Annotated in this window: 18 protein-coding genes; 13 read left to right on the forward strand and 5 right to left on the reverse strand. The window is 49.6% G+C overall.

The features are described 5' to 3' along the window. Positions 1 to 56: 56 nt before the first annotated feature. The 10 genes from cobD (at position 57) to AAZR23_RS12585 (ending at position 11,934) form a co-directional block, all read left to right on the forward strand. A complete protein-coding gene (gene cobD, locus AAZR23_RS12540; RefSeq protein WP_260249962.1) occupies positions 57 to 1,139 on the forward strand; it encodes a threonine-phosphate decarboxylase CobD in 1,083 nt (360 codons plus the stop codon). After that, complete coding sequence (locus tag AAZR23_RS12545; protein WP_434692947.1) at positions 1,132 to 1,992, forward strand: GHMP family kinase ATP-binding protein; 861 nt, start codon at positions 1,132 to 1,134, stop codon at positions 1,990 to 1,992. The genes cobD and AAZR23_RS12545 overlap by 8 nt, the downstream gene beginning before the upstream one ends. 819 nt (positions 1,993 to 2,811) lie before the next feature. Beyond that, entirely contained in the window at positions 2,812 to 3,513 is a 702-nt protein-coding gene (locus AAZR23_RS12550; RefSeq protein ID WP_230657371.1) for a precorrin-2 dehydrogenase/sirohydrochlorin ferrochelatase family protein, read from the forward strand. A gap of 659 nt (positions 3,514 to 4,172) precedes the next feature. Continuing rightward, complete coding sequence (gene glmS / locus AAZR23_RS12555; RefSeq protein ID WP_046892010.1) at positions 4,173 to 4,613, forward strand: methylaspartate mutase subunit S; 441 nt, start codon at positions 4,173 to 4,175, stop codon at positions 4,611 to 4,613. Next, entirely contained in the window at positions 4,613 to 6,004 is a 1,392-nt protein-coding gene (glmL, locus tag AAZR23_RS12560; protein ID WP_107679480.1) for a methylaspartate mutase accessory protein GlmL, read from the forward strand. The genes glmS and glmL overlap by 1 nt, the downstream gene beginning before the upstream one ends. A 21-nt stretch (positions 6,005 to 6,025) precedes the next feature. Next, positions 6,026 to 7,471, forward strand: a complete 1,446-nt coding sequence (locus AAZR23_RS12565; RefSeq protein ID WP_107679479.1) for a methylaspartate mutase subunit E — start codon at positions 6,026 to 6,028, stop codon at positions 7,469 to 7,471. Further along, the gene (locus AAZR23_RS12570; protein ID WP_046892013.1) at positions 7,471 to 8,712 is read left to right on the forward strand and encodes a methylaspartate ammonia-lyase; all 1,242 of its coding nucleotides are present in this window, start codon (positions 7,471 to 7,473) and stop codon (positions 8,710 to 8,712) included. The genes AAZR23_RS12565 and AAZR23_RS12570 overlap by 1 nt, the downstream gene beginning before the upstream one ends. A 9-nt stretch (positions 8,713 to 8,721) precedes the next feature. Further along, positions 8,722 to 10,095, forward strand: a complete 1,374-nt coding sequence (locus tag AAZR23_RS12575; protein WP_046892014.1) for an acyclic terpene utilization AtuA family protein — start codon at positions 8,722 to 8,724, stop codon at positions 10,093 to 10,095. After that, the gene (locus AAZR23_RS12580; RefSeq protein WP_004236121.1) at positions 10,092 to 10,409 is read left to right on the forward strand and encodes a DUF4387 domain-containing protein; all 318 of its coding nucleotides are present in this window, start codon (positions 10,092 to 10,094) and stop codon (positions 10,407 to 10,409) included. Before AAZR23_RS12575 ends, AAZR23_RS12580 begins: the two co-directional genes overlap by 4 nt. A 232-nt stretch (positions 10,410 to 10,641) precedes the next feature. Further along, on the forward strand, positions 10,642 to 11,934 hold the full coding sequence (locus AAZR23_RS12585) for a dicarboxylate/amino acid:cation symporter (protein ID WP_434692955.1): 1,293 nt from the start codon (positions 10,642 to 10,644) through the stop codon (positions 11,932 to 11,934). A gap of 143 nt (positions 11,935 to 12,077) precedes the next feature. Here the strand turns inward: AAZR23_RS12585 and nirD are convergent, their stop codons facing one another. The 5 genes from nirD to AAZR23_RS12610 form a co-directional block, all read right to left on the reverse strand. Then, positions 12,078 to 12,413 (reverse strand): nitrite reductase small subunit NirD, encoded by a 336-nt coding sequence (gene nirD, locus AAZR23_RS12590; RefSeq protein ID WP_434692957.1) that lies wholly within the window; start codon positions 12,411 to 12,413, stop codon positions 12,078 to 12,080. A gap of 2 nt (positions 12,414 to 12,415) precedes the next feature. Next, a complete protein-coding gene (gene nirB / locus AAZR23_RS12595) occupies positions 12,416 to 14,956 on the reverse strand; it encodes a nitrite reductase large subunit NirB (RefSeq protein WP_434692958.1) in 2,541 nt (846 codons plus the stop codon). A gap of 203 nt (positions 14,957 to 15,159) precedes the next feature. Further along, complete coding sequence (locus AAZR23_RS12600) at positions 15,160 to 16,422, reverse strand: MFS transporter (RefSeq protein WP_182107493.1); 1,263 nt, start codon at positions 16,420 to 16,422, stop codon at positions 15,160 to 15,162. Positions 16,423 to 16,502: 80 nt separating this feature from the next. Then, on the reverse strand, positions 16,503 to 17,477 hold the full coding sequence (locus AAZR23_RS12605; protein WP_434692961.1) for a sugar phosphate isomerase/epimerase family protein: 975 nt from the start codon (positions 17,475 to 17,477) through the stop codon (positions 16,503 to 16,505). 17 nt (positions 17,478 to 17,494) lie between these two features. Beyond that, positions 17,495 to 18,205, reverse strand: a complete 711-nt coding sequence (locus AAZR23_RS12610; protein ID WP_166707039.1) for a UTRA domain-containing protein — start codon at positions 18,203 to 18,205, stop codon at positions 17,495 to 17,497. A gap of 426 nt (positions 18,206 to 18,631) precedes the next feature. Between AAZR23_RS12610 and eutS the strand changes: the two genes are divergently transcribed. From eutS to eutQ, 3 genes are read left to right on the forward strand one after another with little or no spacing between them, the layout of a single operon-like run. Continuing rightward, positions 18,632 to 18,967, forward strand: a complete 336-nt coding sequence (eutS, locus tag AAZR23_RS12615) for an ethanolamine utilization microcompartment protein EutS (RefSeq protein WP_166707040.1) — start codon at positions 18,632 to 18,634, stop codon at positions 18,965 to 18,967. A 27-nt stretch (positions 18,968 to 18,994) separates the two neighbouring features. Further along, positions 18,995 to 19,441 (forward strand): EutP/PduV family microcompartment system protein, encoded by a 447-nt coding sequence (eutP, locus tag AAZR23_RS12620; RefSeq protein WP_046892021.1) that lies wholly within the window; start codon positions 18,995 to 18,997, stop codon positions 19,439 to 19,441. A gap of 12 nt (positions 19,442 to 19,453) precedes the next feature. Further along, entirely contained in the window at positions 19,454 to 20,218 is a 765-nt protein-coding gene (gene eutQ, locus AAZR23_RS12625; protein WP_046892022.1) for an ethanolamine utilization acetate kinase EutQ, read from the forward strand. Positions 20,219 to 20,220 lie beyond the last annotated feature (2 nt).

Consider the following 20,220-nt stretch of genomic DNA (forward strand, 5'->3'; position numbering starts at 1 on the left):
CTTAAAATAATAAGCATCCGGCTGTATGCAGATGATTCTGTGTGCAGCCCTTACATTTGGAGGAGGCTATGAGCGAACACGGTGGTAATGTGGTAGAGGTGGCTGAGCTCCTCGGGATCTCACCCGCATCTATCTTCGATTTCAGTGCCAATATTAATCCGCTGGGGCCGCCCGAGAGGGTTAAAGCCATCATCCGCGACAATCTGTCTGTTATTGAACGCTACCCGGATATTGAATACCGCTATCTGCATGCCGCACTGGCCCGTGGCGCGGGATGTGAACTCGGGCAGGTCATTGCCGGTAACGGAGAGACGGAACTGATTTACTCACTGGTGCGTCATCTCAATCCGCACTGTGCCTTATTATTAACCCCCGGATTTGCCGAATACCGCAGAGCACTGGAACAACAGGGCTGCGATATCATTGAACACGCCCTGACAGAAGAAAATGATTTTCAGCCGGATGAATCCCTGCTGGCGGATATTGAAGCCCGCCGCCCGGACTGCGTCTTTATTGCCACGCCGAATAACCCGACCGGCCTGATGCCGGATACCGCGCTGCTGCACAAACTGGTATCACTGTGCGAATCCCGCCATATTCATCTGATTGTTGATGAAGCCTTTATTGATTTTATGCCGGAAGGATCACCGCTGACAGCACGTCTGCCGGAAACCCGCTACCTTTATCTGTTGCGGTCACTGACCAAATTCTTTGCGATCCCGGGTCTGCGTCTCGGCTATCTGCTGTGCGGTGACAGCCATATCATCAGCAATCTGAAAGCCTGGCGTGAGCCGTGGACGATCAACGGCCTGGCGGCGCTGGTGGGTGAGGTGCTGCTGGATGATGAAAACTATATCCGCAAAACTCAGGACTTTATTGCCGCACAGCGGGAATATCTGTGCAATGAACTGCGGCAGTTCCCGCTGCTGAAAATCCGGCAGCCGGTGGCAAACTATATCTTTATCCGCTGTCTTAACGGTGTGGAACTTCAGTCTGCCCTGCTCAAATATAAGCTGCTGATCCGCCGCTGTCAGAATTACCCGGGACTGGATGGCTCTTACTACCGGATCGCTGTCCGCAGTCAGGCGGAAAACCGCCATCTTATCGGTGCATTAAAACAGGTATTTCAACATGGCTGAGGCACATTGTCCGGCATCCTGCGGAGAGCTGTTGCAGGGATGGATCCTCGGGGGCGAAAAACTGGTTTCCTGTCCCATCAACTGGTACAGCTATGTTTCTGTGGAAGAGGGCGTCCCGCTGGGACTGGAACGGCCCCGTATGCGGCAGATGCTCGAACGGGTGCTGAAACATCTGGATATCGTGCCGGAAGCCACCGGTATGCTGCGGATCGAATATGAATCCACCATCCCTGTCGGCAAAGGGCTGGCCAGCAGTACGGCGGATATTGCGGCCACCGCTCAGGCGACCGCGCGTTTTTACGGCCATGAATTATCACCGGAAACCCTTGCGGAACTGTGCGTGGCGGTTGAACCGACAGACAGCACGCTGTTTTCTTCCCTGACGCTGTTTGACCACCAGACCGCTCAGACTCAGATATCACTCGGCTGGGCGCCGGATCTGAAACTGCTGCTGCTGGAAAGCCCGGATGTGGTGCTGACCGAGGATTTCCACAAACGTGACCGCCGGGCCACCCTGCTGGCACGGGAACCTCTGCTTGCTCTGGCCTGGAAACAGCTTACCGCTGCCTGTGAGCAGCATGATCCGCAGCGCCTGGGCGAAGCGGCCACTCTGAGCGCCATCGCCAGCCAGGATCTGCTGCCCAAACCCGGTTTCAGCGAACTGCATGCCCTCGCAGATAAAGGGAAGATCTACGGCCTGAATGTCGCACACAGCGGCAGCGTGGCCGGGCTTATCTATGATGACACTCTGCACGACAAAGATTTTATTTATGACTGGATACAGCGGCATCAGCTGGACCGGTTTTATCCGCAGGTGCATGAGGTGAGCATGACACCGGGCGGTGTCCGCTAATACTCATCATCCTTCAGCCTGTGGCTGTGTTGGCTTCGTTCAGCTGACCGGGTCACATACTGGTGTATGCTCCCCGGTCATCTTCACTTTGCCGCCTTGCCACAGACCGAATGATTTTGAGTATTCCTATCTGCGTCATTCTTCAATCCGCAGCCGTGTTGGCTGCACTCAATAAACCGGGTCACATACTGATGTATGCTCCCCGGTTTCTTTCATTCGCCGCCTTGCTGCAAATTGAATAATTTAGCAGATGACCTGCGTGCTGATTTTTCTTCAATCCGCAGCCGTGTTGGCTGCACTCAATAAACCGGGTCACATACTGATGTATGCTCCCCGGTTTCTTTCGTTTGCCGCCTTGCTGCAAATTGAATAATTTAGCAGATGACTCCTGAGTCACTTTTTATTTAACGTCCTGACACCTGCGAAATGATATTGAATATCCTGAATTTTCATCATGTCAAAGTAAAAGGCAGATAAGCGGCAAAGAAACGAAAAGCATGCGCGTCACGGATGACGCGCCTGAGCGCACAGGGAAGTGTTTACAGCGACTTTTCGTTTTGCCGGTTATCAGCCCCGGCCCCGGTGCTGAGTATTTTCCTCTCTTTATTAATAGCAAACGTCCGTACTGTAAAAGGCAAAGAAACGAAAAGCATGCGCGTCACGGATGACGCGCCTGAGCGCACAGGGAAGTGTTTACAGCGACTTTTTGTTTTGCCGGTTATCAACCCCGGCCCCGGTGCTGAGTATTTTCCTCCTTTATTTACCGCGCGGCACCACAAAGTACGCGCCGCTTTGCTGCGTCCCGGCAACGGGCAGGATATGATTCAGACAACTGATTCTGACGCTGTCTGCAAAGGAGACACTATGCTGCGTTATCCGCTGTTTTGTGATTTACAGGGAAAGACCTGCCTGGTTGTGGGGGGAGGGGAAGTCGCCGCCCATAAATGCCGCACGCTGTTACAGGCCGGGGCGCATGTCACCGTCATTGCGCCCGGTTTCCACGGTGATTTCACCGCACTGGCGGAAAATCCTCACCTGACCCTGACAGAAGCCGCCTTTGATACGGCACTGTGGCCGCAGGCGTGCTGGCTGGTGTTTGCTGCCACCGACTCGCCGGAAATCAATCAGCAGGTGCTGGAACAGGCCAATGCCCGCCACTGCTTCTGCAACGTCACTGACGCGCCGGAAAGCGCCTCATTTATCTCTCCGGCCACTATCGATGTGCCGCCGGTTCAGATTGCGCTGACCTGCGGGGGAAACCCTGTTTATACACAGTTCCTGAAACACCGTGTTATGCAGGCCATTCCGGCGGATGCACCGGTGAAACTCCGCGCCGCCGCACGGCTGCGTGAACAGGTGAAAGCCACCCCGGCCTCCCGGGATGCCAAACGGCTGTTCTGGCAGAAATTCTTTACCGATACTGCCCTGGAACAACTCCTGCCGCTGGAAGATGATGAACTGCTGACAGATTATCTCAATTATCTGCTGGCGCAGTTTACCGAAGAGCACGGAACCCGCTGAAAAAATAAAATCCCGGCACCGTAATAGCGGTTCCGGGGTAATTATGTGAGCTGAATGGCTTATTTCAGTGTCATAATAACAAAAGTAAATCAGCAGAATTATCATATTAATAATAAAGTATTTACTTTTTTGCATCATTTATTTTTTTTATTTATCTGTGGCATCTTGTTACATACTTAAATAAGATGCGCGTCACACTATTTCGTCATTATTTATCAAAATATATTCATATGGAATATACTATAAAATATAGTTTAAACATTAAAAATTAATTGCTATTTATGTTGACTTTAATAATATAACGATGATCACAAAATCAGGATTGATTTATTTATCATTAGGTTTAAATAATTGTTAATTAAAGTTTTTGTTTGTTGTTTTTAATGGTATTTAATTGATTTTAAAGGGAATTTAAGTGTGATCTGTATCTTGTTTTATCCTCCGCTTAAAACCATTCCGTTTTTGCAAGATATCCTTACTTTATATCAATTGTTTTTAAACCCCCTGAATTGCACATTATCATCAGTGGAAAGTTAAGGAATTAAATAGGGATGAATACCAGATTTGTACTTAGATACTTTCTTAATTAATACCAAGCGGATTTAACCGGTTTTGTTTTAACTTTAATTCCGAATATTCAGTTTATTTAGAGGTATATCATGCAGAAGCCTACCATTGTTATGGGTGTAATTGGTGCCGATTGCCATGCCGTCGGTAACAAAGTTTTAGATCGCGTGTTTTCTCAGCACAATTTTAATGTGATTAACCTGGGTGTCATGGTCAGCCAGGATGAATATATCGATGCTGCCATTGAAACCGGTGCGCAGGCAATCATTGTTTCTTCTATTTACGGTCACGGTGAAGTGGACTGTTTAGGTATGCGTGATCGCTGCATCGAACGTGGTCTGGGTGACATTCTTCTGTATGTCGGCGGCAACCTGGTTATCGGTAAACAGGAACCGGCTGAAATCGAGAAAAAATTCTGTGACATGGGCTTTAACCGTGTGTTCTTCCCGAACACAGACCTGGAATATGTCTGCGATGTCATGAAAAAAGACATTGAAAAAAGCCCGGCACGTAAAGAAGGAATGACCGCGTAATGATCAACGTCTCGATAGATATCGGTTCAACCTGGACAAAAGGTGCCGTGTTCGACGTGGGAAGTGATGATCATATTGAATTAAAAAATTATGCCCTGACCCCCACGACGATAGAGCATCTGGCAGACGGATTTTTCACTGTACTGAATAAAATCCTCAATGTGTCCGATGCACGTCCTTTACTGGAAGCCGGGAAAGTTAACATTAACTATTCCTCTTCCGCCAAAGGCGGGTTAGCGGTAGCGGCACTGGGTCTGGTTCCGACGATTACCCTTGAGTCAGCAAAAGTTACTGCTCACTCAGCGGGCGCAAAAGTGTCTCAGCACTTTGCGTACAAGCTCAACCGGACTGACATCCGCAAACTCGAACAGACACCCCCGGATATTTTCCTGTTCACCGGCGGGACGGATGGCGGAGATGTCGGATACGGATTACAAAACGCGAAAATGCTGGCGGAATCCGATCTGAACTGCTCCATCATTTATGCGGGTAACCGTGATATTCAGGACGATATTGCTGAGATCCTCGGCCATAAAGAACTGACTGTCGTTGATAACATTTTACCAAGTCTGGATAGTCCGAACCCGTTTGATGCGCGTAAAGCTATCTGTGACATCTTTCTGAAGAAGATTGTGAAGGGCAAGGGACTGGACGTCATTGTTGAACAGACCGGCGAAGAGCCGCGTCCGACACCATTCTCTGTCTTTGAGTTAGTACAGCAAATCCGTGACAACGTTCCCGGCTGGGAAGAGTTTGTGCTGATGGATATGGGTGGCGCAACGACGGATATTTATTCGTCCTGCAACAACAGCTTACTGCCGGATACCATTTTACACGGAATTCCGGAGCCGAAAGTGAAGCGGACTGTGGAAGGTGACCTTGGCATGCGTGTTTCGGCGGTGATCGCCGGTGAGGCAGGCCGTGAATTAGCCGAAGCGCAGTTTGTGAATCATCCGGAGCAGCTGGATGCCTTTTACCGCTACACCCGTTACGTCAATGAGCACCCTGATTACCTGCCGCAGACAGACGAAGAACGTGTTTACGACCATCTGTTAGCCGGGATTTGTGTCGCACTGGGGACTGAACGCCATGCGGGCACAAAACAGCAGGTGACCACCTGTGCAGGTACAGTGGATTTGCAGATTGGCCGTGATTTATCACGGGTCAGAAAAATCATCGGTACCGGCGGCTGGTTGTCGCGGACTGCTGATTTTAACATCAAACAGTATATGCGGTACCGCAAATTCGATAACAAAGGCCGTCAGATTCTGCTGCCGGATGAATTTGAGTACTACCGGGATTCACAAGGGTTACTTCCTCTGTTAGCCAACGTCGCCTGCCGGTATCCGAAAGCAGCAGCTCAGACCGGCGTGCAGATTTTGACCAGATAGCAAGATTATTGGAGCCATTAAATGGAACTGAAGAATAAAAAAATTGCAATCGACGACTTTATGGCCGAGCGCAAAGACGTATTAAAGACCTGGGTGACAGGGAAAGACGTGGAAAACTTTGAAGATGGCGTCAAATATCAGGCGACTATCTCTGAAGATAAAAACTTTGCCAAAAAATTATTCGAAGCTGACCGCGATGGCATCACATTAAGCCAGCCGCGTGCAGGTGTTGCGTTAATCGAAGAGCACATTGAGCTGCTGAAAAAACTGCAGAAAGAGTGTGACCTGCTGCCGACCACTATCGATGCGTATACCCGTCTGAACCGTTATGAAGAAGCGGCTGTCGGTATCCAGAAATCTGTTGAGGCCGGTACCTCTAAACTGAACGGTCTGCCGGTTGTTAACCACGGTGTTGCAGCCTGCCGCCACATCACTGAATCTCTGGATAAACCACTGCAGATCCGTCACGGGACTCCGGATGCACGTCTGCTGTGTGAAATCTCCATGGCGAGTGGTTTCACCAGTTACGAAGGCGGTGGTATCTCTTATAACATCCCTTACGCAAAACGCGTCACCCTGGAAAAATCCATCCGTGACTGGCAGTACTGCGACCGCGTTATCGGTTTATATGAAGAAAACGGTATCCGTATCAACCGCGAACCATTCGGTCCGTTAACCGGTACGCTGATCCCGCCATTTATCTCCCACACTGTGGCTATTATCGAAGGTCTGGTGGCGCTGGAGCAGGGCGTTAAATCCATCACCGTCGGTTACGGTCAGGTCGGTAACTTAGTGCAGGATATCGCGGCAATCCGCTCCCTGCGTGAACTGTCTCATGAATACTTCCGTGCTTACGGCTACGAAGATTATGAACTGAGTACTGTATTCCACCAGTGGATGGGTGGTTTCCCTGAAGATGAATCCCGTGCGGCAGCAGTGATTTCCTGGGGTGCGGCGGTTGCCGGTATGTCCGGTGCAACCAAAGTCATCACCAAATCTCCGCATGAAGCATTCGGTATCCCGACCGCTGAAGCAAACTGCCAGGGTCTGCGTGCCTCTAACCAGATGCTGAACATGGTCCGTGACCAGAAATTCCCGCCGTGCAAAGACGTGGATCTGGAAGTGGAACTGATTAAACGCGAAGTCCGCGCAGTAATGAAGAAAGTCCTTGAACTGGGTAACGGCGATATTGCGGTCGGTACTGTCCGCGCATTCGAAGCTGGTGTTCTGGATATTCCGTTCGCACCTGCGATGTGTAACTCCGGAAAAATGCTGCCTATCCGTGACAACAACGGCGCAATCCGTGTGTTCGATGCAGGCGCGGTTCCGCTGCCGGATGATGTTCTGTCCATGCACCATGATTTCGTTGCCGAGCGTGCCCGCGAAGAGGGTCGTGAAGCTTCATTCCAGATGATTATTGATGATATTAACGCAGTATCTCACAGTAAATTAGTAGGAAGACCATAATGAAAATTAAACAGGCATTGTTCACAGCGGGTAACTCATCTTTCTATTTTGACGACCAGCAGGCTATCAAAGACGGCGCAGGTCACGACGGTTTCGTTTACACCGGTAAGCCGGTCACTCCGGGCTTTACCGCAGTGCGTCAGGCAGGTGAGTGTGTGTCAGTCCAGTTAATCCTGGAAAACGGTTCTGTGGCGATGGGTGACTGTGCCGCGGTTCAGTACTCCGGTGCAGGTGGCCGTGACCCGTTATTCCTGGCGGAAAACTTCATTCCGTTCCTGGAAAAACACATCAAACCGCTGCTGGAAGGCCGTGATGTCAGTGAGTTCCGCAACAACGCTAAGTTCTTCGATGAACTGAAAGTGGAAGGCAAACAACTGCATACCGCTATCCGTTATGGTCTGTCCCAGGCTCTGCTCGACGCCACCGCGCTGGCAAGCAACCGTCTGAAAGCAGAAGTCGTGTGTGACGAATGGCATCTGCCGGTTGTGGCTGATCCAATCCCTCTGTTTGGTCAGAGTGGTGATGATCGCTACAACGCTGTGGACAAAATGATCCTCAAACACGTTGACGTTCTGCCGCACGGCCTTATCAACAACGTGGATGAAAAACTGGGCCGTCAGGGTGAAAAACTGCGCGCTTATGTTGAGTGGCTGGCCAAGCGTATCGTTGAGTTACGCACTGAAGACACTTACAAACCATCACTGCATATCGACGTTTACGGCACTATCGGTTTAATTTTCGACAAAGATCCGATTCGCTGCGCAGAATATATCGCAAGTCTGCAGGAGCAGGCCGGTGATCTGGAACTGTACATCGAAGGTCCGGTTGATGCGGGTAACAAACCAGACCAGATCCGCCTGATGAAAGGCATTATGGATCACCTGAAAAAACTGGGCTCCAAAGTGAAAATCGTTGCTGACGAATGGTGTAACACCTGTCAGGACATCATCGACTTCACCGATGCCGGCTGCTGCGACATGGTTCAGATCAAAACTCCTGACCTGGGTTCTGTTCACAACATCGCTGACGCGGTGCTGTACTGCCAGAAACACGGTATGGAAGCATACCAGGGCGGTACCTGTAACGAAACCGACGTCAGTGCGCGTACCTGTGTGCATATCGCGATTGCAACACGTCCGATGCGTATGCTGATCAAGCCGGGCATGGGCTTTGATGAAGGCATGAACATCGTTCATAACGAAATGAACCGCACACTGGCTGTACTGAAAGCGAAAGCATAAGGAAGCATTATGTCCAGGACATTTAAAATCCTGTCCCCTACTGCCATCCTGGGGTACGGATTTCCGGAAGAGAGTTTTATGAAGGCGATGGAAGAATCGCCGGATCTTATCGCTGTCGACGCCGGGTCTTCTGACCCGGGTCCTCACTACCTCGGTTCCGGTAAAGCCTTTACCGACCGTGCCGGGGTAAAACGCGACCTGCGCTATATGCTGAAAGCGGGTGTGAAAAACAATATTCCGGTTGTCATCGGTACTGCCGGTGGTTCAGGTGCACAGCCTCATCTGGAATGGTGCCGTGAAATCATTCTGGAACTGGCAAAGGAAGAAGGTCTGTCATTCAAGATGGCCCTGATCCCTGCGGATGTTGAGAAGAAAACGGTTCACGAAGCGCTGGATGCAGGCAAAATCACGCCGCTGGCTTTCGTGCCTGAACTGACGCATGAAGTGATCGACGAAAGTACCTATATCGTTGCTCAGATGGGTGTCGAGCCGTTCCAGGAAGCACTGGCCGCCGGTGCTCAGGTGGTACTGGCCGGTCGTGCTTATGACCCTTGCTGCTTCGCGGCTCTGCCGATTATGAAAGGGTTTGACGAAGGTCTGGCACTGCACTGCGGTAAGATTCTGGAGTGTGCTGCAATCGCAGCCACCCCGGGTTCCGGTTCCGACTGTGCGATGGGGATTATCGACGAAACCGGTTTCACCCTGAAAGCATTCAACCCGATCCGTAAATTTACGGACACCTCAGCAGCGGCTCACACCCTGTATGAGAAATCCAACCCGTATGTATTACCGGGACCGGGCGGCGTGCTGGATCTGAAAGAGTGTAAGTTTGAAGATCTGGGTAACGGACAGGTTCGTGTAACCGGTTCACGCCATGTATCAACACCGTATACCGTTAAACTGGAAGCAGCACGTCCGGTCGGTTACCGCACCATCACTATCGCCGGTACGCATGACCCTATCATGATCGCCGGTATGGATAAGATTCTGGTGGAAGTGCGTAAAAGTGTTGAGAAAAACCTCAGCATCGACCCTGATACCGTGAAAATGAATTTCCATCTGTACGGTAAAAACGGTGTGATGGGTGACGCAGAACCTGAAACTGTCACCAAGAGTTATGAGCTGGGTATTTTACTGGATGTTGTTGCTCCGACTCAGGAGCAGGCGGACAGTATCTGTTCCCTGGCACGTTCCACTATGCTGCACTACGGGTACGATGGCCGTATCGCCACCGCGGGCAACTTAGCCTTCCCGTTCTCTCCGTCGGATATCCGTGCCGGTAAAGTGTATGAGTTCTCCATCTATCATCTGATGGAATACACCCCGGATATTAAATTCCAGTTCCGTATGGAGAATGTAACACCTGAAGGAGTGGCGAAATGAAAAAGTCAATTTTAGAATTAGCCAAAGTTGTGCGTTCTAAAAACTCCGGTCCGTATGAAATTGTGATGGATATTTTATTCAAGGATAAAGAAACTTATACCGCGGTAAAAAATTCAAAACAATTTAATAAAGACTTAGTTGCCGGTCTGTATTGTGTGAAACCTGACTTTATCGATAATATTGTCTGGTTTGACCCGGCGAATGCTGTGAAAATTGTAATGCCGAGACATATTGTTTCTGGTGCTGTCGGAGATACCGATGTTTATGGTGCCCAGCAACACGCGCCTTTATTAAAAATGGAATTTGATATTTAACAATATCAGTCATTCAATATCTCATTAGTACGACAACTCGATGTGGCGTACGGGGCTTTCCTGTACTCCGCATCGATTTCAGAAACAGAAATCGTCATTTTTCTCAGTGTGTTGTATAAATTTATTTAATATTTAAAGCCACGGAAGGCTGGGTAAAAATAACTGAAATAAAATTTCAGAGGATATTAAGTAAGTTGAGAATAAATGCGACCCAACACAGAATGGAATTATTATGAAATCGAAGAGTTTAACCACTTGGATAGTCATTGGCCTTATTATCGGTGTGATTGTCGGCTTCAGCTTTAACGAAATGGCATCCGCTGAATTTAATAAGGTCTATGCAAAAGATATCTCTATTATTACTGATATCTTCTTACGACTGATTAAAATGATTATCGCTCCATTGATTATATCAACACTGGTTGTTGGTATTGCGAAAATGGGTGATGCGAAAACGTTAGGTCGTGTTTTCTCTAAAACACTGTTCTTATTTATCTGCGCATCTTTTATCTCAATCCTGTTAGGTCTGGTTATTGTTAACCTGTTCCAGCCGGGCGCAGGTATTAACTTCGTTGCTGATACTGCTGCTGCGGTTGAAGGTATAGTGGAACCTGTTCCTTTCTCCTTCAAAACCTTTATTGCTCATGCGATTCCGACCAGTATCGTTGATGCAATGGCGCGTAACGAAATTTTGCAAATCGTTGTATTCTCAATCTTTATGGGTATCAGCCTCTCCGCTATCGGTGATAAAGGCCTGCCGATTGTGAATGTGCTGGAATCCCTCGTCAGCCTGATGCTGAAATTAACCGGCTACGTCATGCTGTTTGCTCCGCTGACTGTATTTGCCGCTATCTCCGGTATGATCGCCGAGCGTGGTCTGGGTGTACTGGTCAGTGCCGGTATCTTCATGGGTGAATTCTACTTCACACTGGCGATGCTGTGGGTGATTCTGATTGGTCTGGCTGCTCTGGTTGTCGGTCGTTGTATCTTCCGTCTGACCAAAGGTATCACTGAACCTGCACTGCTGGCATTCACCACATCAAGTTCTGAAGCGGCATTCCCGGGTACCCTGGAAAAACTGGAAGAGTTCGGTGTTTCCAACAAGATCGCCAGCTTCGTACTGCCAATCGGTTATTCCTTTAACCTTGTCGGTTCAATGGCTTACTGTTCTTTCGCAGTTATCTTTATCGCTCAGGCATGTAACATCACCCTGTCTATGGGTGAGCAGGTTACCATGCTGCTGATTCTGATGCTGACATCCAAAGGGATGGCCGGTGTACCGCGTGCATCTCTGGTGGTTATCGCGGCGACGCTGAACCAGTTCAACATTCCGGAAGCGGGTCTGATTCTGCTGATGGGTGTGGATCCGTTCCTCGACATGGGTCGTTCAGCCACTAACGTGATGAGTAACGCTATCGGTGCTGCAATGGTCGGCCGCTGGGAAGGTGAGCACTACGGTGAAGGCTGCCGCGGAAAACCAAAGTCAGTTATTGAACCTCCGGTGTCACAGGCAACATCAGCCTGACCGGGCGTTCAGAATAAACAAGACAGGCGCGGTACAGGGGATACCGGTACCGCGCAACAATAAAAATCAGTTTTTATGTGTCATGTAATATGTATTAAGCGCAAAATGTCCTCAGTCATTTTGCGCTTTTTTTTGTACGGGGATTATTGCGGTACAGCGGAAACACTCACCGTACCGTCCGTCACCTTAACGGCAAAACGGGCAACGGAATACGCGGCATCTTCGGCGCACAGTCCGTCAGTCAGCCGGAAGCGCTGTTTTTTCAGCGGGCTGACAATCCACAGTTCACCGTCATGTTCCGCAATTAATCCGCGCGACAACACGCTGGCCTGCGCAAAGGGATCGATATTACTCAGGGCGAAAATACAGTCGTCCGGATAAGGACGAAACAGCGCTACCTGAGCATCACCAACCAGTGCACACACGCCGGTTCCGGGAGTGATATCACTGACCTGACAAACGGTTATCCATTGACTCATGATTATTCCTCTCCGATCAGTGTGACAGCAATCCGCTCTTCCGGTCTGGCCGGACGATGTTGTAAGCGCTCACTTACCATCTGAACATCCGGGTCCGGCAGCGGGCTGTTAACAAAGTGGCTGAAGCGTTTGCGGGCATGCGGGTTGTTCACTGTTTCCTGCCATTCGCAGATGACTTTTTCACGCAGCTGCGCCAGTTCCTGCTCCAGCTGTGCATTCAGCCCGAGTTTGTCGCTGACAATCACATCGCGCAGATAATCAATCCCGCCGTCGAGGTTTTCCAGCCAGGTGGATGTCCGGCTGAGTTTATCGGCGGTGCGGATGTAAAACATCATAAAGCGGTCGATGTAGCTTATCAGCGTCTCTTTATCGAGATCGGCCATCAGCAGATCACCGTGGCGCGGTTTCATCCCGCCGTTTCCGCAGACATACAGGTTCCAGCCTTTGTCGGTGGCGATAATCCCGATATCTTTTCCCTGTGCTTCCGAACATTCGCGGGTACAACCCGAAATGCCGAACTTCATTTTATGCGGGGTGCGGATACCTTTATAACGGTGCTCCAGCTCAACGCCCAGCGCGGTGCTGTCACCGACCCCGAACCGGCACCATGCTGTACCGACACAGGTTTTCGCCATCCGCAGAGCCTTGGCATAGGCGTGCCCGGTTTCAAATCCGGCGGCGATCAGTTTTTCCCAGATAGCCGGCAGATCCTGCTTTTGCGCTCCGAACATCGCAATGCGCTGTGAGCCGGTAATCTTGGTATACAGATGATATTCCTGCGCAATCTGACCGATGGTCAGCAGGCCTTCCGGGGTGATTTCACCGCCCGGTGAGCGCGGGATCACGGAATAGGTGCCGTCTTTCTGCATATTGGCGAGGAAGTTATCGTTGGTATCCTGTAATGACACCAGATCGTCCCGCAGAATATAATCATTCCGGCAGGAGGCGAGGAGGGAACCGATAGTCGGTTTGCACACTTCACAGCCGTAACCCTGGCCGTAGCGGGCCAGCAATTCATCAAACGTACTGATTTTTTCCACACGGATCAGGTGATACAGCTCCTGGCGTGAATACGCAAAATGCTCACAGAGGTGATGATTCACCTCAATACCCAGATTGGTCAGTTCGGCATTCAGTACCTGTGTGATCAGCGGAACACATCCGCCGCAGCCGGTTCCGGCTTTGGTTTCCGCTTTGATATCCGCCACCGTCTGGCAGCCGTTATGAATGGCCTGAATAATGTCCCCTTTGGTGACATCAAAACAGGAGCAGATTTGCGCGCTGTCCGGCAGGGACTCCACGCCGATTGCCGGTTTACTGCCGGCGTGGGCAGGCAGGATCAGAACATCCGGGTTTTCCGGCAGTTCGATGCGGTTCAGTGCCAGTTGCAGCAGATTACCGTAATCTTCAGTATCCCCGACCAGCACCGCACCCAGCAGATATTTATTATCATCACTGACGATCAGCCGTTTATAAATCTCATTGGTTTCATCAAGGTAAATATAACTGTGGCAGCCGTTATCTGTCGCATGTGTATTGCCGATGCCGCCGACATCCACACCCAGCAGTTTCAGTTTTGCACTCATATCCGCGCCGGTAAACTGATTATCCTGCCCCAGCAGATGATCCGCCGCCACCTGCGCCATTTTGTAGCCCGGCGCCACCAGTCCGTAAGTCCTGCCGTGCCATGACGCACATTCCCCGATAGCATACACATCCGGGTCGGATGTCTGACACTGATCGTTGATCACCAGGCCGCCGCGCTCCGCGACAGCCAGTCCGCACTGGCGGGCAAGGCGGTCACGCGGGCGTATCCCGGTGGAGAAAACGACAAAATCGGTTTCCAGCGATGAGCCGTCGGCAAAATGCAGCACTTTGCGGCTCTCTCCGTTATCGGATGCGGTGATTTCCGTGGTGTTTTTGCCGGTATGTACCCTCACACCCATCCGCTCAATTTTCTGCTTCAGCTGTTCGCCGCCGAGCGCATCGAGCTGTTCTGCCATTAAGACCGGTGAAAACTCAATAACATGGGTTTCAATACCCAGATTTTTCAGGGCCCCGGCGGCTTCCAGCCCCAGCAGACCACCACCGATCACCACACCTTTACGGCTGCGGCGGGCACAGGCTTCAATCGCATTGAGATCTTCAATTGTCCGGTAAACAAAACAGTCGCGGGTATCACTGCCTTTGATCGGCGGAACCCACGGATAAGAGCCGGTCGCAATCACCAGCTTGTCATAATGTACGGTACGGCCGGTGTTGGTGTGCAGCACCTTTTCCTGCCGGTTAACGGTGATCACCCGCTCATTGGTTAAAACTGTAATATTGTGTTTTTCATGAAAACCGGGTTTGACCAGCGATAATTCTTCTGCCGTATGATGAGAAAAATAGGAGGAAAGATGCACGCGGTCATAAGCGACACGCGGCTCTTCGCAGAATACGGTGATATCGAACTGTCCGGCGCCCGCTTTATCGGTAAGCTCTTCGGTAAAGCGATGGCCGACCATGCCGTTACCGATGATTGCTAACTTGACGTTGCTCATTTCAGCCTCAGATTTTGTGTGGATTAAGGCTAAAAATACGGCGATCCGGGTTTTTCTCATTGATGTATATCAAATGCAGCTTAATCAATTCAGCTTGTATAAAACAAAGGTTTGATTATTTTTTGTCAATACCTCTCTGGTGGTAGGTAAAAGGGCGGGATATGCCGCAGACCGGCTGCGGCATATCAGAGACAGAGGAAAAATTACTGAACGGCAGCAGCGGTCAGCGCTTTACGTTTTTTGATACTGATAATCAAAATACCGGAAGCGAAAGCCCCGCAGAACGCAAACAGCGCCATCAGACCAAAGACAATTTTATAACCGGTCATACCCGGATAACTATCCAGAATATGGCCATACAGGCTGAAACAGAACATCGCAGGGGCGTAGCCGATGAAACTGCCGAGAGCCATCGCGGCACCGGTATTGGATTCTTTGATATTGGCTTCACCGATAGGCGCAAAGAAAATAGCGCGCTGGGTAAAGACGATTGTACCGAAACCTAATGTGCAGACCATGCCCAGATAAACCGGCATGCTTTCATGCGGCAGAAAAATAAAGGTTACCAGCACAATGACGCTGAGGATAAAGGTGTAAAACAGGTATCTGGTCGGTGACTGTAAAATCTTATCTGCAATAAGCCCGCCGATAGGTCCGCCGACCATTTTAAGGCAATATTGGTTAATAACACCGTAGATCCCCACCAATGCAATCGGCAGCGCATAAATATTACTGAGGAACGGAATGAAAAAGGTTAATCCGCAGTAAACCGCATAAACAAAGAAAATACTCAGCGCGATCAGCCAGACAGTACGGTCTTTTAATACACTGCCGACACCGGCTTTTTCAGTAGTCTCTTTTTTATCTGTCTTTTCGGTCACAACAGATTTGTCATCTTTCAGGAACAGCAGAATAATGCCGCCGATAATAATGGCCATTCCGGAATAAAATAAAATCCCCATTTTAAATCCGAGATAGCCGCTGCCGAACCAGGCAAATACCGCGAGTGCAGAGAATGCGACGACAGTATCGACCACACCACGGCCGGTTTCAAAAAAACCGAAAATACGGCCCTGCTGTGAGCTGTTACCGAGCAGGCTGACAGACTTTAATAATACCGGCCAGTTGAGCATATCGCAGGTGACACCGAATAACGCCCAGACAAATAAAATACCCCAGTAGCCCGGCATCGTTGATAAATAAACACCCAGTAACCCGGTGGCAATTAATGAAAATGACATTGTCAGGCGGCGCGGCAATTTATCAGAAAAATAAATAGACAGAAAGAAGCCGATAGTGGTGACAATTGAGTTTACCGACATCGCATTACCAATCTGACCGTTTGTCAGATGAAAGTATTCCTGCATCGGAACATAAAATGCATCTTTCAGTGACGGTAATTTATAGATAGTACCGCCGCATAAAACCAATAAGCTGAAAATAGCCCATCTTTTTTTGTCAAGCATAGTGCCTCCCGCCTGAGAAAGAAATATTCTCAGTCAGTATGAAATGTTATTTTAAAATGCTGTGTTTGTGTCAGATGCGTTTATTTACTGATGATCCTGGCTGCCTCTGTTTTTAATTCATTAATTATTTTCCGGACATGGTGGATTTGATTAACAGCATCCTTTTTTTCACCGGCAAGACGTTCTGCTATTTCAGTTTCCGGTAATGGTGTTTCACTCATCTGACGCCACGGAATCCACGGGTCATTGCCCTCATTTTTAAAACGGAACGCCGGTGCGTAATAATCCACCTCCTCTTCAAGACCGTAAGAAATAACCTGTGGTTTATCCTCACCCAGACAAATCAGGGCGCGGAGCATGTCTTTAAACGGCAGATTGCCTTCTCCGGAACGGCAGGCTGTATGGCCGAAACCGTCACCTTCTTCCAGAATAACCGCATCTTTAATATGTACCTGGGTAATGTATTCCTGCATATCTGCCAGGGCATCCATCGGTAATTCGCAGGCATTGATCATGTTGCCGAAATCGAATAACAGTGTCAGTTCAGGAAAATCAGCGTCTTTGATCAGACTGACCAGTTCATGGCCTTTTAAATCTTCATGTTGTTCCAGAACAAATGTCAGTCCGCTGTGCTGATAATGTTCTTTTAAATACCGGATATCGGCGGCAATCAGGCGCAATACATCAGACAGCGCCCCTTCATAACGCGGATAAAACCGGACAGAGCTTGCGCCGGTTTTTAATGCGATTCTGATGGCTTCATCGAGAGTTTTATTATCAGACGCACTGGTTTCAATATTAATATCGAGATGATAACGTTTTGCTTTCTCTGCAAATACCGCAAGCTGATCATCGGTCATAGTTGAAAGTGATTGGGTTTCACCATCCAGCACATGTATTTTGACGCCCGGCAAATGATGTTCGTTTGCGATATCAAGTAAATCACCCGGTAATATTTTTTCAAAACGCATATTCAGATGATAAGCGTAAGCATGCAGATATAACGGTAACGTATCTGCACGTTCAATTATCCGGCGGGCGTCATCAGTATTCATAATTCAGATTCCTGTGTCTAAAGCTCAACAAAAAAATAAACAGATTCAAACCGCCAGTATTCAATGTCGATCTGAACAATGTTATGTGCTTCATCACAACGGTATTTTTCCACCCGGATACCCGGGGAGTTTGCGGTACAGCCGATAGCTTTACTGGCTGCTTCCGGCATGCGTACCGGCTTAAAGGCCAGCCGGGCTGTCGTTGTGATGATGTTATATTCGTTTTCCCAGATGGCCGCAAAAGAGTGGTTATCCAGTTTCTCCGCAAAATCCGGGGCAACGGACGGATTGATGTACGTCTGGTGCCAGAAGACTTTGTGTCCGTCCAGTGCGCCCCATCCGCTGATACAGCAAACCGGTTCTCCGGCTGTCTGCCCCAGTGCCGCAGCAATATCTGCCGGTGCGCCGGTGAGCAGCTGTTTATCGGTGTATTCCCACGACGGCAGACGGCCCTGCGCTTTGGCTGCCTGGTTGAAACTCGCCGGAGATTTCGGGTTGTAATTAAATTTCGGCAGTGCCGCGAACCAGCCACTGCGGTTTTTACGGAAAATTTTTCCGTCACCTTCCAGACTGAGCAGTGCCTGACGCAGTGACATCCGGTTGACACCGAGTTGCTCTGTCAGCGGACGTTCGGCAGGCAGTTTATCGCCGGGGGCGATAGCACCATTGCTCAGCAGGGTATCGAGTTGTTCTCTGGCAAGATCAGCAGCAGTTTGTGTGTTTTTCATTCGTTGCTCTATTTTTGGTTTAAACCAAATTGGTTTCTAAGTTACGTGAGTGTCATCTTCCGTTCAAGTGAGCCGTACGGGGATAATGTCAATTTGAGAGTTACCTCACACAATGAAATACAGAAATAAAAAATCAGAGCCGGTTTTAACAAGTGAATATTTTTACCGTTCCGTTTCTTATTTTCCGGAAAATGACGTAATGAGAATACCTTATTTTTCGTGAATTTATCTTTTTTGTCACAATAGCGCCATGGTCAGACCGTACTATTTCATGTCTGTGTTTTCCCGGTGTTAAAAATTAACAATTTTGCCAATTAGTGATCTGATTCAACATTTAATCGTGGTTGCCGATTTTTGTTATCCCCTTTTTCAGAGTGTGACTAGGATTGAATCAATTCTTATGAGGAGAGTGACGAGGTAAGCACGATGGAAAAGGAACGTATCATCCAGGAATTTGTTCCCGGCAAACAGGTCACGCTGGCGCATCTGATTGCGCATCCGAGCAGTGATCTGGCGAAAAAAATCGGGGTTCCCGGTGCTGAAGCCATCGGCATTATGACACTGACCCCGGGTGAAACCGCGATGATTGCGGGTGATCTTGCCACAAAGGCCGCCAGTGTGGAAATCGGTTTTCTTGACCGTTTTACCGGTGCGCTCGTGATTTACGGCTCTGTCGGCGCAGTGGAAGAAGCACTGATCCAGACAGTGCGCGGATTAAGCCAGCTCCTCAGTTATGCCATTTGTGATATCACCCGCAGTTAGCCGGGTGCAGTTAAGGATGCCGTCTGAATGAAACGAATTGTGTTTGTGGGTGATGTGGGTGCAGGAAAAACGACATTATTCAATGCGTTGCAGGGTGATTTTGACCTTGCCCGGAAAACACAGGCGATTGAATTCAATGATGAGGGCAGTGTTGATACACCGGGTGAATATTTCAGCCATCCCCGTCTCTACCACGCGCTGATTAATACGCTGGCAGATTGTGATGTGCTGGTTTATGTCCACGCGGCAAATAACCCGGAGTGCCGGATCCCTGCCGGATTACTTGATATTTATCCCCGTATGCGCCGCTTTGCGGTTATCAGCAAAGCAGATGCACCGGATGCGGATGTACCGGCAATACGCGAGCTGCTCTCCACCCGGGGATTTGAGGAACCGATGCTTGCCATCAACAGCCTTAATCCTGATGACGTCCTGAAAGTGAAACAGTTTTTGGCCACTGCCGACAGCCAATAAGAGGAATATCCGATGAAGAAATTAATAACGGCCAATGACATCCGGGAAGCACACGCAGCGGGCAAAACCCGTCTGGATGTGGTGCTGAAAGAGAGCATTGTCACGCCGGAAGCCCATGTTGTGGCTGAACAATTGGGCTTTGTGATTGGTGAGGTTGATACTGCGCAGAACAGCGCACCGGCTGCCGCACCGGTGGCAGCAACCGCCGGAACAGAACCCAATATTTCATCCGCAGAGCGTCAGAAAATCCGCGAATGCATTATCGCGCAGCTGCCTGACGGCAATGTTACCGAAACCCTGATTGCACAGCTGGTCGATAAAGTGGTGCAGGAGCGTATCGCGCAGATCAAGGCGAAAGTGGCAGCATTCAAACCGGCGGAAGAGAACACCGATACTCCGAATACCCAGAGCTACCGCAGTGTCACCGGCAAAGGCGGCATTAAAGTGGTCGACAGCAGTTCGGTTAAATTCGGTAATTTCGATGGTGCGGGTCCGCACCGTGTCGGGATTGCGGATCTGATCACCGCGCAGGACAACAGCAGCATGGCTGCCGGGTTTATGCAGTGGGAAAACGCATTCTTCCCGTGGACACTGAACTACGACGAAGTGGATCTGGTTCTGGAAGGCGAGCTGCATGTGCGCCATCAGGGCGAAACCATGATCGCGAAAGCCGGTGATGTGATGTTTATCCCGAAAGGCTCCGCGATTGAGTTCGGCACACCATCGACTGTCCGCTTCCTGTATGTGGCCTGGCCGGCTAACTGGCAGGATTGCTGAGG

This window comes from Morganella sp. Je.2.23, from assembly GCF_051129855.1.
Lineage (GTDB): Bacteria > Pseudomonadota > Gammaproteobacteria > Enterobacterales > Enterobacteriaceae > Morganella > Morganella sibonii.

Excerpts from the sequence above, each read along its gene's own strand:
- AAZR23_RS12545 (WP_434692947.1), top strand. The coding sequence starts at position 1,132 with ATGGCTGAGGCACATTGTCCGGCATCCTGCGGAGAGCTGTTGCAGGGA.
- AAZR23_RS12550 (WP_230657371.1), top strand. The coding sequence starts at position 2,812 with ATGATTCAGACAACTGATTCTGACGCTGTCTGCAAAGGAGACACTATG.
- glmS (WP_046892010.1), top strand. The coding sequence starts at position 4,173 with ATGCAGAAGCCTACCATTGTTATGGGTGTAATTGGTGCCGATTGCCAT.
- glmL (WP_107679480.1), top strand. The coding sequence starts at position 4,613 with ATGATCAACGTCTCGATAGATATCGGTTCAACCTGGACAAAAGGTGCC.
- AAZR23_RS12565 (WP_107679479.1), top strand. The coding sequence starts at position 6,026 with ATGGAACTGAAGAATAAAAAAATTGCAATCGACGACTTTATGGCCGAG.
- AAZR23_RS12570 (WP_046892013.1), top strand. The coding sequence starts at position 7,471 with ATGAAAATTAAACAGGCATTGTTCACAGCGGGTAACTCATCTTTCTAT.
- AAZR23_RS12575 (WP_046892014.1), top strand. The coding sequence starts at position 8,722 with ATGTCCAGGACATTTAAAATCCTGTCCCCTACTGCCATCCTGGGGTAC.
- AAZR23_RS12580 (WP_004236121.1), top strand. The coding sequence starts at position 10,092 with ATGAAAAAGTCAATTTTAGAATTAGCCAAAGTTGTGCGTTCTAAAAAC.
- AAZR23_RS12585 (WP_434692955.1), top strand. The coding sequence starts at position 10,642 with ATGAAATCGAAGAGTTTAACCACTTGGATAGTCATTGGCCTTATTATC.
- nirD (WP_434692957.1), bottom strand. The coding sequence starts at position 12,413 with ATGAGTCAATGGATAACCGTTTGTCAGGTCAGTGATATCACTCCCGGA.
- nirB (WP_434692958.1), bottom strand. The coding sequence starts at position 14,956 with ATGAGCAACGTCAAGTTAGCAATCATCGGTAACGGCATGGTCGGCCAT.
- AAZR23_RS12600 (WP_182107493.1), bottom strand. The coding sequence starts at position 16,422 with ATGCTTGACAAAAAAAGATGGGCTATTTTCAGCTTATTGGTTTTATGC.
- AAZR23_RS12605 (WP_434692961.1), bottom strand. The coding sequence starts at position 17,477 with ATGAATACTGATGACGCCCGCCGGATAATTGAACGTGCAGATACGTTA.
- AAZR23_RS12610 (WP_166707039.1), bottom strand. The coding sequence starts at position 18,205 with ATGAAAAACACACAAACTGCTGCTGATCTTGCCAGAGAACAACTCGAT.
- eutS (WP_166707040.1), top strand. The coding sequence starts at position 18,632 with ATGGAAAAGGAACGTATCATCCAGGAATTTGTTCCCGGCAAACAGGTC.
- eutP (WP_046892021.1), top strand. The coding sequence starts at position 18,995 with ATGAAACGAATTGTGTTTGTGGGTGATGTGGGTGCAGGAAAAACGACA.
- eutQ (WP_046892022.1), top strand. The coding sequence starts at position 19,454 with ATGAAGAAATTAATAACGGCCAATGACATCCGGGAAGCACACGCAGCG.